A 15,921-nucleotide genomic window follows, 5' to 3' on the forward strand; every position below is an offset into this window, starting at 1 on the left:
ATGAATCTGTTAAAAAAACTAACCATCGCTACAAGTATTGCCGCTGCAAGTTTTGCCGGATATGCTTTTGGCCAGGATTTCCAGTGGAAAGAAGCTACCTCGAACGGCTACAAGTACAGGTACGTAACCAATGACCCTACTTCTGCAAGGTATTACACTTTGAAAAACGGATTAACGGTTATTTTAAGTCCTACCAACAAGGATCCGAGAATCCAGACTTATATTGCCACAAAAGCAGGAAGTAAAACAGATCCTGCAGACCACACCGGTCTTGCCCATTATCTGGAGCATATGCTTTTCAAAGGAACGAATCAGTTCGGATCTAAAGACTGGGCAAAAGAAAAGCCTCTTTTAGACCAGATTGATGCTCTTTACGAAAAGTACAATCAGAATAAGGACGAAGCCAAAAGAAAAGAAATCTACAAAGAAATTGACAGGGTTTCCGGAGAGGCTGCAAAATTTGCAATCGCCAATGAATATGATAAAATGATGGCTGGTATGGGAGCTGACGGAACCAACGCCTTCACTTCTTTTGAACAAACGGTGTACACGGAAGATGTACCTGCGAATGTTCTTGACAAATTCCTTGCAGTACAGGCAGAAAGATTCAGGGAACCGGTTCTGAGACTTTTCCACACAGAGCTCGAGGCCGTATACGAAGAAAAAAACAGATCTCTTGATGATGACGGAGATAAAGTTTTTGATACGATGTTTGCCAACCTTTTCCCTAACAACAATTACGGAAAGCAAACCACCATCGGAACCATTGAACACCTGAAAAACCCTTCCCTGCATGCGATCAGAGAATATTATAACAATTATTATGTTCCTAATAACATGGGAATCATCATGTCCGGAGATTTTAATCCGGATGAAGTGATTGCAAAAATTGATAAGGCTTTCTCTTATATGAAGCCTAAGGCGATCCCTGAATATAAGGTAGGACAGGAAAAACCGATCACTACTCCGGTTGTAAAAGAAGTGGTAGGACCGAATCCTGAAAACGTAATGCTTGGTTTCAGATTTCCTGGAGCTTCTACCAAAGATGCCAGAATGCTGAATCTTGTTGGAAACATGCTTACTAATGGACAAGCAGGATTGATCGATCTTGATCTGGTAAAAAAACAGAAATTACTGGGTGCATATGCTGGTTCTTATGCATTGAAGGATTACTCCGTTCTGCTTTTACAGGGTAAACCCACTGAAGGGCAATCTCTGGATGAAGTAAAAAATCTTCTTCTTCAGGAAATTGATAAACTGAGAAAGGGCGAGTTTTCGGACGACCTGATTCAGTCTATCGTTAACAATGAGAAGAAAGGGATCATTCAGAAAGATGAAAAATACTCAACCAGAGCAAGCATTCTGATGGATGAATTCACTTCGGACATTGACCACAAAACATCGCTGGAATATGTGGACGAAATTTCAAAACTGACGAAAAAAGATATCATGGATTTCGTATCCAAGTATCTTCAGAACAATAACTACGTTGCAGTTTACAAAAGAAAAGGCGAAGACAAGAGCATTGTAAAAGTTGACAAACCAACGATTACTCCGGTTTCCGTTAACAGAGAAGACCAGTCTCCTTTCCTTAAAAAAATCGACGAGATGCCTGAAAACCCTATCGCTCCGGTATGGTTGAATTATGACAAAGACATTGCTAAAAACAAATTAGCTGATGTGGATGTACTTTCTGTAAAAAATACAGACAATGCTTTATTCAGAATGTATTACCACTTTGATTCAGGAAAATGGAACAATAAAATTCTTCCATTGGCAGCAGAATATCTTCAGTACCTGGGAACGAAAGACAAATCTTCGGAGATCATCAGTAAGGAATTCTATAAACTTGCCTCAAGCTTCAATGTAAGTGCAGGAAACGAAGAAACTTACGTATCACTGGAAGGTCTGAATGAAAACTTTGATAAAACCATTTCTTTATTTGAAGATTTAATCAAAAACTGTCAGGCAGATCAGGCAGCTCTTGATGCTTACAAAGTTAGGCTGAAGAAAGCCAGAGCGAACGCAAAACAGAATAAAGGAGTAATTATGGCCGGATTGAGAAGTTATGCCCAATACGGTCCTCAAAACCCTTTCAACAATGTACTGAGCGATGCTGAGCTTGATGCATTGAAAGCAGAAGACTTAATTAATGTTCTTCATGATCTGTTCAATTTCAAACACAAAGTACTGTATTACGGACCCAAATCAGGAAATGAAGTGGTAGCAGCTTTGAAACCTGTCCACAAACTTCCTGCAACCCTGAAAGATCTGCCTAAGTCTAAAACTTTTGCACAGATCCCGACAGACAAGAACAAAGTATTGTTTGCCCATTATGACATGGTGCAGGCTGAAATCTTCTGGGTAAGAAATTCTGACCAATACAATCCATCTGCTACTCCAACGGTAAGTTTATTCAATAACTATTTCGGAGGAGGAATGGGATCTATTGTTTTCCAGACCATCAGAGAATCTAAGGCGCTTGCCTACTCCACTTATTCTTACTTTGCCCTTCCAAGCAAGAAAACAGACAAAGATATGATCATGGCCTATGTAGGAACACAGGCAGACAAATTCAATGAGTCTACAACAGCCATGAATGAGCTCCTGACTACCCTTCCGAAATCTGAGCAGTTATTCGAAACAGCGAAAAGCGGATTGAAAAAATCTATTGCCTCTGAAAGAATCACACAGGACGGAATCATCTTCTCTTATCTGAAATCTCAAAAGCTTGGAAACAACTTTGATATGAGAAAGAATGTTTATGAGCAGGCTCCAAAACTGTCTTTCACAGATATCAATTCTTTCCACGATAAAGAGATGAAAAATAAAAACTACACCTACTGCCTTGTCGCTTCTCAGGACAAAGTGAATGAGGCCGATATGCAGAAATTAGGCGAAGTAAAAAAACTTAATTTAACTGAAATATTTGGTTATTAAAATAAACAAAAAGCCCTGTTAAACAGGGCTTTTTTATTTAACAACACGTCAAAAACAATTATAGATTTTATTTATCAACTTTAGTTTGTTCGATAGATGAATCTTTTATATATTTGCATAAGAAATTTAAATATAAAAACAGAAAAATTATGTCTTTAGTAGGAAAAAAATTCCCAAACTTAACAATTGACGCAATGTCTGAGATGGGTGACGATTTAAGAATCAACATCCTTGATGAAGCAGTAAACAACCAGCAAAAAGTTCTTTTATTCTGGTACCCTAAAGATTTCACTTTCGTATGTCCTACTGAGCTTCACGCTTTTCAGGAGGCTTTAGGTGAGTTCGAAAAAAGAAACACTAAAGTAATCGGTGCATCTTGTGATACCAACGAAGTACACTTCGCTTGGTTGAACACACCAAAAGATAACGGAGGAATTGAAGGAGTAACTTACCCGCTTTTAGCTGATACTCACAGACAATTGGCTAACACATTAGGAATTGTTGATCAGGATTTTGAATATGATGAAGATGGAAACGAAGTTTTCACAGGTTCTAACGTAACTTACAGAGCAACTTACCTTATCGACGAAACCGGAAAAATTTTCCACGAAGCGGTAAACGATATGCCTTTGGGAAGAAACGTAAAAGAATTCTTAAGATTAATCGACGCTTACACTCACGTACAGAAACATGGTGAAGTATGCCCTGCAAACTGGGAAGAAGGAAAAGAAGCAATGAAAGCTGACAGAAATTCTACTGCAGAATACTTAGCAAAAAATTAATATCTTAATTTAAATATAACAATGTAACAATCTAACAGTATAACAATTTGAAAAGTCATTTCTTGAATTGTTAGATTGGTCAATTTTTTAGATTGTTACATTGTTTATTTTTAAAAAAAATAAACTTATGTACACAGAATTAACCGAAGATACATTACAGAATATAGTTAACGAAAACGAAAAAGTAGTGGTTCAATATGGCGCAACATGGTGCGGAAACTGCAGAATCATGAAGCCGAAATTCAAAAAATTAGCATCTGAAAATGATTCTATTCCATTTTTATATGTAGATGCAGAAAAGCTTCCTGAAAGCAGAAAATTAGCAAAAGTAGACAACTTACCTACTTTCGCCATCTTTAAAAACGGAGAACTGGTGAACCAGGTTCAATCTAACCAGGCAGAAAGTTTAATTAACCTTTTTAATGAATTAGCATAATGAAATTACCCGTAATCAGACAGTTTTATCAGAATCAGACTCCTGAAAACCTTGAAAAAACATTAGAAGTACTGGAAAGTTTCTGCGAGTTCAGAGGAACAAGTGAAGAAGATCTGAATGTTGCAGGAGAATTGATTACCAACATCTGCGGAGCGCTGGAAGTTCACTCCAATGTACAAAACGGAATGAGCGAGAAAGATGCTTTAAACTCGTTTGCTCAGAAGGTTTTAGGATCAATTGACAAATAACTTCTTTCGATTATTTTTAATCTAAAGACTGTAAAAACACAAACTATACAATACCTGAGGTTCTCCTCATTACTATACTTTTTTCTATTCTTTAGAATCTTTTTTTCAACTGTAAAATGTACTTCAGAGGACTTTAACCGGTCACATGAGGCTGAAAGTTGCATCAATATTGTAAAGAATAACCAATTAAAATCCCGGTGATATTTTTCATCAGGATTTTTTGGGTTTTTAGTTTAAAACACAAATAGCACAAATATTTTTCACAAATTTCACCAATATTATAATTCATTTATATGCAAGCACCGGTGTCAATATGGAATCTGTGGATACTTATAAATTTCGGCTAAAGCCGATGGATAATGGATTTTTAAGTAAACAGGCTTCCTTCGTCTACGCTCTGGATTATAGCCCTTTCCTATTGATATTATTAAATTGTGTTTATTCGTGAAAACATTTGTGACATTTGTGTTTAATTTTTAAAAACCTCAAATAACACAAATAAATACACGCAAGCATCCGTGTCAATCCGTGTTAATCTGTGGAATCTGTGGGCAAAAATATATTTAAATATTATTATAAGTTTTCGGCTAAAGCCAATGGATAATGGATTTTTAAGTAAGCGGGCTTCCTTCGTCTACGCTCTGGATTATAGCCCTTTCCTATTGATCTTATTAAATTGTGTTTATTCGTGAAAACATCTGTGAACTTTCTGTTTAATCTTTAAAAACCACAAATAACACAAATATTCCTTCACAAATAGCACAAATAAATTATACACAATCATCCGTGTTATTCGTGAAAACATTTGTGAACTTTGTGTTTAAATTTTGTGTTTAAATAAAAAAGAAATCCCGATGAAAAATCACCGGGACTATATTTTTAAAGCTAAGACAACTTATCAATTAGTTTCTTCTGCTCATCAGAATACTCAGAATATACCAGAATAAAAGCATAATCGAAGCAAAAAGCTGTAATGCTGCTCCTACGTATTGGTTAGTTCCAAATGAATCTTTTAATTTGCTTGTCTGATATAGAATAGTAGCTGAAGCTAAAATTACCATTCCTACCGAGAACCACAGTCCAAGGTTAAAACCAAAGATCATCCCTCCTACAATCAGTCCGATGGAAATAAATCCACCAATTACAATGATATTTCTTAAGAAAGAAAAATCTCTTTTAGAAGTGAATGCCACCGCAGAAATACCTGCAAACATAGCAAGAGTTAACGTAGCAGCCTGGAAGATCACATTCGCTCCACCTTCAATATTAGTAGCAATAAAAAGCAGCGGCATGAAAATAATCGCTTCCAGCAGAATATAAAATCCTAATCCTAAATATTGGGTAGATTTGCTCTGTGAAAGTGACCATTTAGAAGCCAAAACAGAAGCCAGCCAGAAAACCCCGATAATCAATAGCCAGATATATCTCTGACCAAACATCATCGCAATCAATTCTACCGGAACCGTTTTTAATAATATCGTTTCCACTCCAATAAATGCAAGAATCGATAAAGCAACATGCAAATACGTCTTCTTGTAAAAATTCGCCTTCTCCACATCTGAAGAATGGGCGACTAAAACATCTGTCATCATAGTTAATATTTTTTTGTTAATCGAAAATAAATTCCATCTATTTCGCAGGTAAAACACCCAGAATCTTACCGTCATCTTCAAATACCGCTGTAATCGCTTCTTTGGAAGATTCTCCTGAGTATTTATATTTAATACTTGGATGACTGGTACCATCCATTGTTTTATAATATCCTGCTTTTAAAATTTCAAGCTTTTTATTGGGATCAATACCGTCTTTGACCTTCTTAAGAACATCATCCGTTACGATTTCTTTTACCTTCTCAGAGAGTAACCCGTCAATAGTCTTGCGGTCAGAAGCCTGTAAAGCTTCAACAAATTTCAGGAAATTATCATTATATAAACTGATCTTTTCCTTACTTATGGCAGCCTGCTGTTCTTTTTTGGGACTGTTTTCAACCTTTGCACCCATTACTTTCTGTGCAAAAATCAACTGTGCGCCCACAAGAGCCAGTCCCAGCAATAATTTTTTCATAGTATTCATTTTTGTTCTGGTGAAATAAGTGATGGAAGATACGAAAATCAGACCAGTTCTAAAAATTTCATTGTATCTACATTATCAGCATAGGTATCAAGTCCCGGATTTTGTGCTTCACCAAACGGAATCGCATTCATTCCCAACTCTTCTTTTGCCACAACGCACTGAATATTTTCTTCATTTTCCGCAATAAAACGTTTCACATCATCCAGCGATTCATATCTGCTGAAATTAATTACAGAAAGCGGACTGAACAGCTTATCATCCTCTTTCAGCATCACAAAATTATTATCCCAGAATTTATCCTGATTTAAAAGATAAACCGCTCTGTTATAATCATAATTGTTGGCATATTTGTTATGATTGATAATATCCTGGAATCCTAAGAAGTTCTCAAACAGCCTGTCAATCACAAAATCCTGCGGAATAAAAATTCTCGTTACATTTCTGCACCCCAATCCGAAATACTGGAAAATATCTTTTGCTAAAAACTGCAGTTCTTCATCCGTTTCATCTCCCTTCAACACCGCCACAGAAGTTCTGTTCTTACGGATAATATTTAAGTGATTTTTAAAATAATATTCCAGATATCTCGCTGTATTATTACTTCCTGTTGCAATAACGGCATCAAAATTTTCTAATTTTTCAACAAACTCAAAAGCTACATTTTCATTGGAAAACTCATTCCATTTCTTCAATAAAAACGGAATCATATACTTATCTTTTGAAGACAGCTTAATGACAGGAATATGGTTGGCCAGAATTACAGAAATTACATCATGAAACCCTACTAAAGGAATATTTCCTGCTAAAATAAGTCCAACTCTTTTTGAAATTTTAGAGATTGAATAATTTCCAAGCCAGTTTTTGATGTTTTCTTCAGTCAGAAGATCTGTCCATTGCTGTAAAGCAAATTTCTGATTATCAATAGTAAACCACGGATTCTCTATTTCTGACCTTTTCAACAATAATTCAATATCAGAATCATCTTCATTGTGATCTTCTGGTTTCTTCGCTAAAAACGCTTTTATATAATCACTTAATTTAATAAGTCCTAAAACTTGATTTTCGGTATTCATAATTACTGTAAAATTGGGTAAAATTTTGTAATTTTGTGCAAATTTAAAAAAAATTAGCGATGGCTATTAAAATAACTGATGAATGCATTAACTGTGGGGCTTGTGAACCTGAATGCCCAAACAATGCAATATATGAAGGAGCTGTAGATTGGAAAGCTTCTGACGGTACGGCTCTTCAAGGTACAATTACTCTGCCGTCCGGACTTACTGTAGATGCTAATGCACCACAGGAACCTGTAAGTGATGATGTCTATTTCATTGTAACAGATAAATGTACAGAATGTAAAGGATTCCACGAAGAACCTCAGTGTGCAGCTGTATGTCCGGTAGACTGCTGTGTGCCAGACGAAGATCATGTAGAATCTGAAGAAGCTCTTCTTAATAAAAAAGCATTCTTACACGGCGAATAAAAAATTCCGTCTCATTTCCGTGAGGCGGTTTTTTTGACCCAAAATCCAATAAATCAAAATAAAGCTGAAGGATATTGAAATCCCAAAGCACCCAAAAAATAAAAATATGAACAAAAAGCACAACTTCAGCGCAGGACCATGTATTTTACCACAGGAGGTATTTGAAAAATCAGCACAGGCTATCCTTGACTTTAACGGCATCGGATTGTCTCTTCTTGAAATTTCTCACAGAAGCAAGGATTTCGTTGCGGTAATGGACGAAGCGCGTGCCATTGTAAAAAGATTGATGAATCTTGGTGATGATTATGAGGTACTTTATTTAGGAGGCGGAGCTAGCCTGCAGTTTGCAATGGTTCCTTACAACCTGATGAAAGTAGGTGGAAAAGCCGCTTACCTGGATACAGGAACATGGGCAGCAGGAGCCATCAAAGAAGCTAAAAAAGTAGGAACGGTAGATGTGGTAGGTTCTTCAAAAGAAGAAAATTATTCTTTTATTCCTAAAGATTATACGGTAGGTGCAGAATACGATTATTTTCACTGTACTTCCAACAATACCATCTACGGAACTCAAATGAAATCTTTCCCTGAAGTGGATACGCTGATGGTATGTGATATGAGTTCTGATATTTTCTCAAGACAGCTGGATTTTTCAAAATTTGACCTGATCTATGCCGGTGCTCAAAAGAATATGGGACCTGCAGGCGTTACTTTAGTGGTTATTAAAAAAGAAATTCTTGGTAAAACAGGAAGAGAAAATATGTTCTCTATTCTGGATTATTCCCAGCACATTGCTAAGGAATCCATGTACAATACGCCACCGGTATTTCCTGTATATGCCTCTTTGCTTACCCTTCAGTATCTTGAAAGAAACGGAGGAATCGCTGCTACAGAACAAAGAAATGAAGCTAAAGCTAAGCTTTTATATGATGAAATCGACAGCAACCCGTTATTTGAAACTTTCTGCGTAAAAGAAGACCGTTCGCTAATGAATGTTTCTTTCAAAATTACAGATGAAAGCAAGAAAGAAGAATTTGACAATGCATGGAAAGCAGCAGGGATCAGCGGCTTAAACGGACACAGAAGTCTTGGCGGTTACAGAGCAAGTTTATACAACGCTCTGCCTATTGAAAGCGTACAGGTTTTGGTAGATGTAATGAAGTCTTTCAAATAAATTAAATAGTAAAAAATTCAAAGATTGAAAGAATTAAAGGCAGTTCATTAAAATTTATTAATTTGCGCCCCAGTTTTAAAATGTTGAAATGGCAATTCTTTCAATCTTTAAATCAAATAATTCATGAAAGTTTTAGCAAACGACGGAATTTCAAAAGCAGGAGAACACACTTTAAAAGAAGCCGGAATTGAAATTCTGGACAATAGAGTGGCTCAGGATCACGTTATTAATTTTATCAACGATAATAATGTGGATGTTCTTCTGGTAAGAAGTGCAACGAAAGTGAGACAGGATCTGATTGATGCGTGCCCCGGCCTTAAAATCATTGGAAGAGGCGGTATCGGAATGGATAATATTGATGTGGAATATGCCAGAAGTAAAGGCATTAAAGTAATCAACACCCCCACAGCATCCTCAAAATCAGTGGCAGAACTTGTTTTTGGCCACTTTATTTCACTGGCAAGATTCCTTCACGAATCCAACAGACTGATGCCTCTGGAAGGAGAAACTCATTTCAACGCCATGAAAAAGTCTTTCAGTAATGCGTATGAACTTTCAGGAAAAACATTAGGAGTAATCGGCTTTGGAAGTATTGGCCAGGAAGTTGTAAAAATAGGAATCGCTTTAGGAATGAAAGTAACTGTTCTGACCAGAAGCCCGAAAACAGAAGTTCTTACGCTGAACTTCTTCAACGGACAGTCTGTGAACTTTGAAATCACTTCCACCAATGATATGGATGCATTCCTTAAAGATGCAGACTTCATCAGTATCAATACGCCGAAAACGAATGAGTATATTATAGACACCCCTCAGTTTGAAAAAATGAAAGATGGAGTCTATATTGTAAATACTGCAAGAGGTGGTGTCATCAATGAAGTGGCACTTATCGATTTTATCGAGTCAGGAAAAGTAGCCGGAGCAGCACTGGATGTTTTTGAAAACGAACCCAATCCGGAACTGCCTTTACTGATGAATCCTGCATTATCACTTTCCCCTCATGTAGGAGGCAATACAGTGGATGCGCAAGAGAAAATCGGTATCGAACTTGCAGAACAAATTATTAAGCTACAAAAAGAAACTATAAGATAAATATGCCTGTTTTTAAACCTTTCCGTGGAATAAGACCTCATAGAGACTTTGAGAGTACTTTCCCTACCCATCCACTGGATAATTTCACCCAGGAAGAGATTGCGGAGAAAGCTCAAGTTGAAAATACTTACATCAATATGATTAAACCCTATGTTGTAAGTAAATCTAAAGATATTGACCGGAACCTGCGAAAGATCCGTTCTACATTTGAAGAACTTCTGGAAGAAAAGAAATTGGTCCAGGACAATTCGTCTTACTATCTTTATGAGCAGATCTATCCCAACAAACAGATGTTCAGAGGACTTCTGGGATTGGCAAGTATCGAAGATTTCTGGAATGGAAAAATCAAAAGACATGAAAGTACCATCCCGCAGAAAAAGGAGAAACTGGCTCACTACCTTGAAAAAGTAAATCTGCAGGCAGAACCTGTACTTCTTACCTACCCTGCCAATTCAAAAATTGAATTGCTGATGAATCATGAAGAAAAAAATGTTCCTATCTTCAACCATGTTGATTCAATGGGTATCAGACATAAAATCTGGAGAATAGATAACCGTCTGAAGCTACAGCAATTTAAAGAAGTGATTGATCAGATTGATTCGTTTTATATTGCCGACGGACACCACAGAATTGGTTCCACAGCAATCAATGCAAAATACCATAAGGAGAAAAACAAGAAACATAATGGTACAGAGCATTACAACTTTGTATACAGTTTCATTGTTTCCAACCAGTCGATAAAGATTCATGATTACAATAGAATCTTACATGACCTGAATGGTATTTCTCCGGCAGATTTCCTCAAAGAACTTGAGAAATATTTCCTGATTCACGAAAAAGGAGAAGCATCATACTATCCTTCTCAAAAATTCCATATTTCAATGTATATGGATGGGAAGTTCTATTCTCTTCACGTGAAGCATGATCTTCGTTCCAAAGAAATGTCTCTGGATAATCTGGATCACCATCTTTTAGATAAGTATATTTTCAAAAACATTCTGAAAATTGAAGATCCGGACAGCTCTGAGCTTATTTCTTATGTGAAAGGAACATCCAATATCAATGGAATCAATCTTTTAAAAGAAAAAGTAGACAAAGGTGAAGGTAAAGTTGGTTTTGGAATTTATCCTGTAAGTTTTAATGATATGATTAAAATTTCAGACCTGAAATTAAGCATGCCTCCAAAATGTACATTTATTGAGCCAAAATTAATTACAGCCTTGTTAATGTACGACATGAAACCTTAATAAATTACTATTTTTTTCCTACTTTTATCAATGGAAAAGATAAGTAAATAATAAATGAAAAAAATATTCATTATACTTCCACTCTTTTTGAGTGGATTTTTATTTTCTCAAAAAAAACCACAAAAAGGCCCGGCAAAAAAAGGTACTGTTGCCAGATTTAATTATCACGATGAATTCAGAAAAATTTCAGATGAAATTATGACTAACGGTACTGCTTATGATAATCTTGGAGAGCTCACCAAAAGAATTGGTCCACGTTTCAGTGCAACTCCAGGTTATACCAAAGCCGTAGAATGGGCAGAAAAAAAATTCAAGGAAATCGGGATTAATATGATCTGGAGACAGGAAGCTAAAGCACCAGTCTGGATCAGAGGAAAAGAATCTTTACAAATCAAAGCCGGAAATGGAGACTGGAAAAACATCAGAATGCTTTCTTTCGGAAATTCTGAAGGAACAGGCGGAAAAGATCTGGTGGGCGAAATCGTTTTAATCAATTCCACATCAGAGCTGAATGCCATGTCAATAGGTCAGTTAAAAGATAAAATAGTTTTTGTGAATGTTCCTATGGACCCGAAAATTATTAATACAAGTGATTCCTATTTACAGGCCGCAAAATCAAAACTAATTTCCGCTTCTGTGATTGCTAAAACAGGTGCAAAAGCATTAATTATAAGGTCACTGACGACTGCTAGTGACGATACTCCTCATGCTAAAATGATTTACTACGAACCAGATGATAAAGTTAAAATTCCAGCTTTATCAATTGGTGTAAGATCTGCAGACGAATTGGAGAAAACCTTAAAGAAACAAAAAGTCACAGCTAAAATCAATATGACCGCCGAATCAAAAGGTGACACTACAAATCCCAATATCATTGCTGAAATTGGAGGTAAAAAAGATTCTAAAGTAATTGTTTTAGGTGCTCAGCTGGATTCGTGGGATATTGGTGAAGGTGCAGTAGATGATGGAACTGGCGTTGTGCAGTGCATCGAAGTGTTAAGAACGCTCAAAGCACTTGGATATGAAAATAACCACACCATCCGTGTAGTTTTGTATGCCAACAGTGAAAACGGAGGGCAAGGTCGTGAGATGTATGCAGCATATGTAAAAAAGAAAGACGAAAAACACGTATTTGCCTTAGGAACTGATGCCGGAGGATATTCTCCCCGTGGGTTTTCATTAGATATGTCCCCGCAGAGAAGAAGACTGGTGTATCCATGGAAAGAATATTTTCTTCCTTATGGCGTTTATGATTTTGACCAGACAGAAGCCATTCAGGATATTTCACCTTTAAAAAAACTCGATATTCCTTTAGCAGAGCTCGTGGTAGACACACAACGATATTTTGATTATCACCACTCCGAACAGGATACTTTTGACAAAGTAAATAAAAGAGAGCTTCTTCTTGGAGCTGTCGCCATAACACAGATGATTTTTATGGTTGATAAAAACTGGTAACAATGAAAAAGATAACAGGAACTTTATTACTTCTTTTTGGAATGTCCGCATTTGGTCAGTCTAAAGAAGATTCTGTCCAGTTCAGAAAAATCTCCACAGAAATTCTGAACAACGGAAAAGGATACAATGAACTGAGAGAACTTACCAAAACTATAGGTAACCGTTTAAGTGGTTCAGAAGCCTATGAGAAATCCGTACAGTGGGCAGCCCAGAAACTTCGTGATGCCGGAGCTGACAAAGTATGGCTTCAGGAAGTGATGATTCCGGTTTGGGTAAGAGGAAAAGAATCATTACAGATTAAAACTTCTAATGGAAAATGGAAAAGTGTAAAAATGCTTTCCCTTGGAAATTCTGAAGGAACCGGAGGAAAAGATCTTTCCGGAGAAATCATCATGGTAAAATCACTGGAAGAATATGACAGACTTCCTGCTGAAAAAGTGAAAGATAAAATTGTGTTTTTCAACTATCCTTTTAGTCAGGAAAATGTACAGACATTCATTTCTTATCGTGATGCAAACCCCTACAGAAGAACTGCCGCTTCATTAACGGCTAAAAAAGGAGGGAAATTTGCCATCGTAAGGTCTCTTTCCTCTGCTTTCGATGATGTTCCGCACACAGGTAACATGCGCTATGACGAAAGTATTTCCAAAATACCAGCTATAACAATCGGAAATACATCAGCTGATGAACTTGAAGCAGTATTAAAAAATCAAAAAGTCACCGCAAAGCTTAATTCCAATTGCGGAATGAAAGGAGAAAAACTTTCCCACTCTGTTATTGGTGAAATTACAGGTAAAAAAGACCAAAATATTATTGTTGTCGGCGGACATCTTGATTCCTGGGATGTCGGCGAAGGAGCCCATGATGACGGGGCCGGAATTGTGCAGAGCATTGAGGTATTAAGAACCTTTAAAAAATTAGGGATTCAGAATAATCATACGATCCGCGCCGTTTGTTTTGCCAACGAAGAAAATGGAACAAAAGGCGGAAAACAATATGGTAAAATGGTCAAAGAAAACAACGAGAAACATATTTTCGCCATTGAATCTGATGCCGGAGGTTTTTCACCACGGGGAATTTCCCTCGAAATGAATGAACCTCAAAGAAACCAGATCAAAAGCTGGGTACATCTGTTTTTGCCTTATGGCGTTTACAACTTTGAAGGAAAATATTCAGGGTCGGATATTGCCCCGCTTCACGAAATGGGAGTTCCTACAGCTGAACTCGTTCCTGATCCGCAACGCTATTTTGATATTCACCATACCGAAGAAGACACTTTTGAAAAAGTCAGCCGGAGAGAATTATTATTGGGTTCTACGGTAATGACACAACTTATTTATATGATTGACAAAAATTGGTAAACAATGAAAAAGATATTAGGAACTTCATTATTACTTTTTGGAATGGCTGCATTTGGCCAGTCTAAAGAAGATTCAGTCCAGTTCAGAAAAATCTCTACAGAAATCCTGAACAACGGAAAAGGATATACAGAGCTTAGAGAGCTTACAAAAAATATAGGCCACCGCTTAAGCGGATCCGAAGCCTATGAAAAGTCTGTAAAATGGGCAGAACAGAAACTTCGTGATGCCGGAGCTGATAAAGTATGGCTTCAGGAAGTGATGATTCCTGTCTGGGAAAGAGGAAAAGAATCTCTGAACATCCAGACTCCCAACGGAAAATGGAAAACCCTTAAAATGCTTTCCCTTGGGAATTCTGAAGGAACAGGAGGAAAAGATGTTTCGGGAGAAATCATCATGGTAAAATCTATGGAAGAATATGACAGACTTCCTCCTGAAAAAGTGAAAGATAAAATCGTGTTCTTCAACTACCCTTTCAGCCAGTCATTTGTAGAGACTTTCAAAGCCTATGGTGATGCTTCCAAATACAGAACAACTGCTGCTGCTTTAACCGCTAAAAAAGGAGGCAAATTTGCCATCGTAAGATCACTGTCCTCTGCTTTTGATGATGTACCTCACACCGGAGCAATGCGTTATGAAGACAAAGTTTCCAAAATCCCTGCGGTAGCCATCGGAAGCACGACTGCAGATGAACTGGAAGCTTTACTGAAAAGCCAGAAAGTTAATGCAAAACTAAACTCCAACTGCGGAATGAAAGGAGAAAAGCTCTCCCACTCTGTTATTGGGGAAATCACAGGTAAAAAAGACCAGAGTGTTATTGTTGTCGGTGGACACCTTGATTCCTGGGATGTAGGTGAAGGAGCCCACGATGACGGAGCCGGAATTGTACAAAGCATTGAGGTTTTAAGAACCTTTAAAAAGCTGGGTATTCAAAATAACCACACCATCAGGGTTGTCTGTTTCGCCAATGAAGAAAACGGAGTAAAAGGTGGAATCCAGTATGGTAAAACGGTAAAAGAGAAAAACGAAAAACATCTTTTTGCTATTGAATCCGATGCCGGAGGCTTTGCCCCAAGAGGCATTGCTCTGGATATGGACTATGCGAAAAGAAATCAGATTAAAAGCTGGTCGAATCTTTTTCTTCCCTACGGAGTTTACAACTTTGAAGAGCGGTTTTCAGGAACAGACCTTTATCCGCTTCACGACATGGGAATTCCAGCTGCTGAGCTGATGCCGGATTCGCAGCGATATTTCGATATTCACCACACAGAAGAAGATACTTTTGAAAAGGTGAACCGAAGAGAGCTTTTACTGGGCGCTACGGCTTTGACACAGATTATTTATATGATTGATAAAAATTGGTAAAATATGAAACCGTCTGTAAGGACGGTTTTCTTTTTAAATATCATAGTATACCATACAACAACAGAAAAACGTAAAATATTATGATACTACGCTTTAATTCAATAGGAACGGGCTTTAGCCCGTATACTTAAAAAGGTATTATCCATTGGCTTTAGATTCTGTGTTAACTTCCAAATATTTTTTATACATTTATATTTATAAAAGCGACCTTGAGTTAGCTTGCGTAGGGTGAACGTCTTTGATTTTTACCCTACTTTCTTCAAAATCTATC

The 15,921-nt window shown here is 37.1% G+C and carries 14 protein-coding genes; 11 read left to right on the forward strand and 3 right to left on the reverse strand.

Features of this window, described 5'->3' with window-relative positions; translation table 11 throughout:
• The 4 genes from ACLI50_RS05195 to ACLI50_RS05210 all read left to right on the forward strand — a co-directional run bounded on the left by ACLI50_RS05195 (nucleotide 1) and on the right by ACLI50_RS05210 (nucleotide 4,406).
• The gene (locus ACLI50_RS05195; protein WP_411413303.1) at nucleotides 1-2,940 is read left to right on the forward strand and encodes a M16 family metallopeptidase; all 2,940 of its coding nucleotides are present in this window, start codon (nucleotides 1-3) and stop codon (nucleotides 2,938-2,940) included.
• 149 nt (nucleotides 2,941-3,089) lie between these two features.
• Nucleotides 3,090-3,722: a peroxiredoxin gene (locus ACLI50_RS05200; RefSeq protein ID WP_202842725.1), complete on the forward strand. Its 633-nt coding sequence runs from the start codon at nucleotides 3,090-3,092 to the stop codon at nucleotides 3,720-3,722.
• Between the two features lie 127 nt (nucleotides 3,723-3,849).
• Entirely contained in the window at nucleotides 3,850-4,158 is a 309-nt protein-coding gene (locus ACLI50_RS05205) for a thioredoxin family protein (protein ID WP_062670320.1), read from the forward strand.
• Nucleotides 4,158-4,406: a DUF6952 family protein gene (locus ACLI50_RS05210; RefSeq protein WP_047495508.1), complete on the forward strand. Its 249-nt coding sequence runs from the start codon at nucleotides 4,158-4,160 to the stop codon at nucleotides 4,404-4,406. The genes ACLI50_RS05205 and ACLI50_RS05210 overlap by 1 nt, the downstream gene beginning before the upstream one ends.
• Before the next feature lie 902 nt (nucleotides 4,407-5,308).
• Here the strand turns inward: ACLI50_RS05210 and ACLI50_RS05215 are convergent.
• The 3 genes from ACLI50_RS05215 to ACLI50_RS05225 are packed head-to-tail and all read right to left on the reverse strand — an operon-like array spanning nucleotide 5,309 to nucleotide 7,552.
• Entirely contained in the window at nucleotides 5,309-5,998 is a 690-nt protein-coding gene (locus tag ACLI50_RS05215; RefSeq protein ID WP_411413304.1) for a Bax inhibitor-1/YccA family protein, read from the reverse strand.
• 37 nt (nucleotides 5,999-6,035) lie between these two features.
• Entirely contained in the window at nucleotides 6,036-6,470 is a 435-nt protein-coding gene (locus tag ACLI50_RS05220) for a peptidylprolyl isomerase (protein ID WP_411413305.1), read from the reverse strand.
• 47 nt (nucleotides 6,471-6,517) lie between these two features.
• The gene (locus ACLI50_RS05225) at nucleotides 6,518-7,552 is read right to left on the reverse strand and encodes an acyl-CoA reductase (protein ID WP_411413306.1); all 1,035 of its coding nucleotides are present in this window, start codon (nucleotides 7,550-7,552) and stop codon (nucleotides 6,518-6,520) included.
• 59 nt (nucleotides 7,553-7,611) lie between these two features.
• Here ACLI50_RS05225 and ACLI50_RS05230 point away from each other — a divergent pair, with 59 nt between their 5' ends.
• The 7 genes from ACLI50_RS05230 (at nucleotide 7,612) to ACLI50_RS05260 (ending at nucleotide 15,650) form a co-directional block, all read left to right on the forward strand.
• Complete coding sequence (locus tag ACLI50_RS05230) at nucleotides 7,612-7,962, forward strand: 4Fe-4S binding protein (RefSeq protein WP_002980006.1); 351 nt, start codon at nucleotides 7,612-7,614, stop codon at nucleotides 7,960-7,962.
• Nucleotides 7,963-8,068: 106 nt separating this feature from the next.
• Nucleotides 8,069-9,133, forward strand: coding sequence for a 3-phosphoserine/phosphohydroxythreonine transaminase (serC, locus tag ACLI50_RS05235; RefSeq protein WP_411413307.1), 1,065 nt, complete (start codon nucleotides 8,069-8,071; stop codon nucleotides 9,131-9,133).
• Between the two features lie 123 nt (nucleotides 9,134-9,256).
• Nucleotides 9,257-10,222, forward strand: coding sequence for a D-2-hydroxyacid dehydrogenase (locus tag ACLI50_RS05240; protein ID WP_137903954.1), 966 nt, complete (start codon nucleotides 9,257-9,259; stop codon nucleotides 10,220-10,222).
• A 2-nt stretch (nucleotides 10,223-10,224) separates the two neighbouring features.
• The gene (locus tag ACLI50_RS05245; RefSeq protein ID WP_411413308.1) at nucleotides 10,225-11,469 is read left to right on the forward strand and encodes a DUF1015 domain-containing protein; all 1,245 of its coding nucleotides are present in this window, start codon (nucleotides 10,225-10,227) and stop codon (nucleotides 11,467-11,469) included.
• A gap of 54 nt (nucleotides 11,470-11,523) precedes the next feature.
• Entirely contained in the window at nucleotides 11,524-12,927 is a 1,404-nt protein-coding gene (locus ACLI50_RS05250) for a M28 family peptidase (protein WP_411413309.1), read from the forward strand.
• Nucleotides 12,928-12,929: 2 nt separating this feature from the next.
• The gene (locus tag ACLI50_RS05255; RefSeq protein ID WP_411413310.1) at nucleotides 12,930-14,288 is read left to right on the forward strand and encodes a M20/M25/M40 family metallo-hydrolase; all 1,359 of its coding nucleotides are present in this window, start codon (nucleotides 12,930-12,932) and stop codon (nucleotides 14,286-14,288) included.
• A 3-nt stretch (nucleotides 14,289-14,291) separates the two neighbouring features.
• Entirely contained in the window at nucleotides 14,292-15,650 is a 1,359-nt protein-coding gene (locus ACLI50_RS05260) for a M20/M25/M40 family metallo-hydrolase (RefSeq protein WP_411413311.1), read from the forward strand.
• The last annotated feature ends 271 nt before the right edge of the window (nucleotides 15,651-15,921 follow it).

The sequence above is a fragment of the Chryseobacterium cupriresistens genome, assembly GCF_046614675.1.
Taxonomy (GTDB): Bacteria; Bacteroidota; Bacteroidia; order Flavobacteriales; family Weeksellaceae; genus Chryseobacterium; species Chryseobacterium cupriresistens.

Bases quoted from the DNA above. Each gene is read 5' to 3' on its own strand.
- ACLI50_RS05220 (WP_411413305.1), bottom strand. From the start codon at position 6,470: ATGAAAAAATTATTGCTGGGACTGGCTCTTGTGGGCGCACAGTTGATT.
- ACLI50_RS05210 (WP_047495508.1), top strand. From the start codon at position 4,158: ATGAAATTACCCGTAATCAGACAGTTTTATCAGAATCAGACTCCTGAA.
- serC (WP_411413307.1), top strand. From the start codon at position 8,069: ATGAACAAAAAGCACAACTTCAGCGCAGGACCATGTATTTTACCACAG.
- ACLI50_RS05245 (WP_411413308.1), top strand. From the start codon at position 10,225: ATGCCTGTTTTTAAACCTTTCCGTGGAATAAGACCTCATAGAGACTTT.
- ACLI50_RS05225 (WP_411413306.1), bottom strand. From the start codon at position 7,552: ATGAATACCGAAAATCAAGTTTTAGGACTTATTAAATTAAGTGATTAT.
- ACLI50_RS05230 (WP_002980006.1), top strand. From the start codon at position 7,612: ATGGCTATTAAAATAACTGATGAATGCATTAACTGTGGGGCTTGTGAA.
- ACLI50_RS05215 (WP_411413304.1), bottom strand. From the start codon at position 5,998: ATGATGACAGATGTTTTAGTCGCCCATTCTTCAGATGTGGAGAAGGCG.
- ACLI50_RS05195 (WP_411413303.1), top strand. From the start codon at position 1: ATGAATCTGTTAAAAAAACTAACCATCGCTACAAGTATTGCCGCTGCA.
- ACLI50_RS05260 (WP_411413311.1), top strand. From the start codon at position 14,292: ATGAAAAAGATATTAGGAACTTCATTATTACTTTTTGGAATGGCTGCA.
- ACLI50_RS05200 (WP_202842725.1), top strand. From the start codon at position 3,090: ATGTCTTTAGTAGGAAAAAAATTCCCAAACTTAACAATTGACGCAATG.
- ACLI50_RS05240 (WP_137903954.1), top strand. From the start codon at position 9,257: ATGAAAGTTTTAGCAAACGACGGAATTTCAAAAGCAGGAGAACACACT.
- ACLI50_RS05250 (WP_411413309.1), top strand. From the start codon at position 11,524: ATGAAAAAAATATTCATTATACTTCCACTCTTTTTGAGTGGATTTTTA.
- ACLI50_RS05205 (WP_062670320.1), top strand. From the start codon at position 3,850: ATGTACACAGAATTAACCGAAGATACATTACAGAATATAGTTAACGAA.
- ACLI50_RS05255 (WP_411413310.1), top strand. From the start codon at position 12,930: ATGAAAAAGATAACAGGAACTTTATTACTTCTTTTTGGAATGTCCGCA.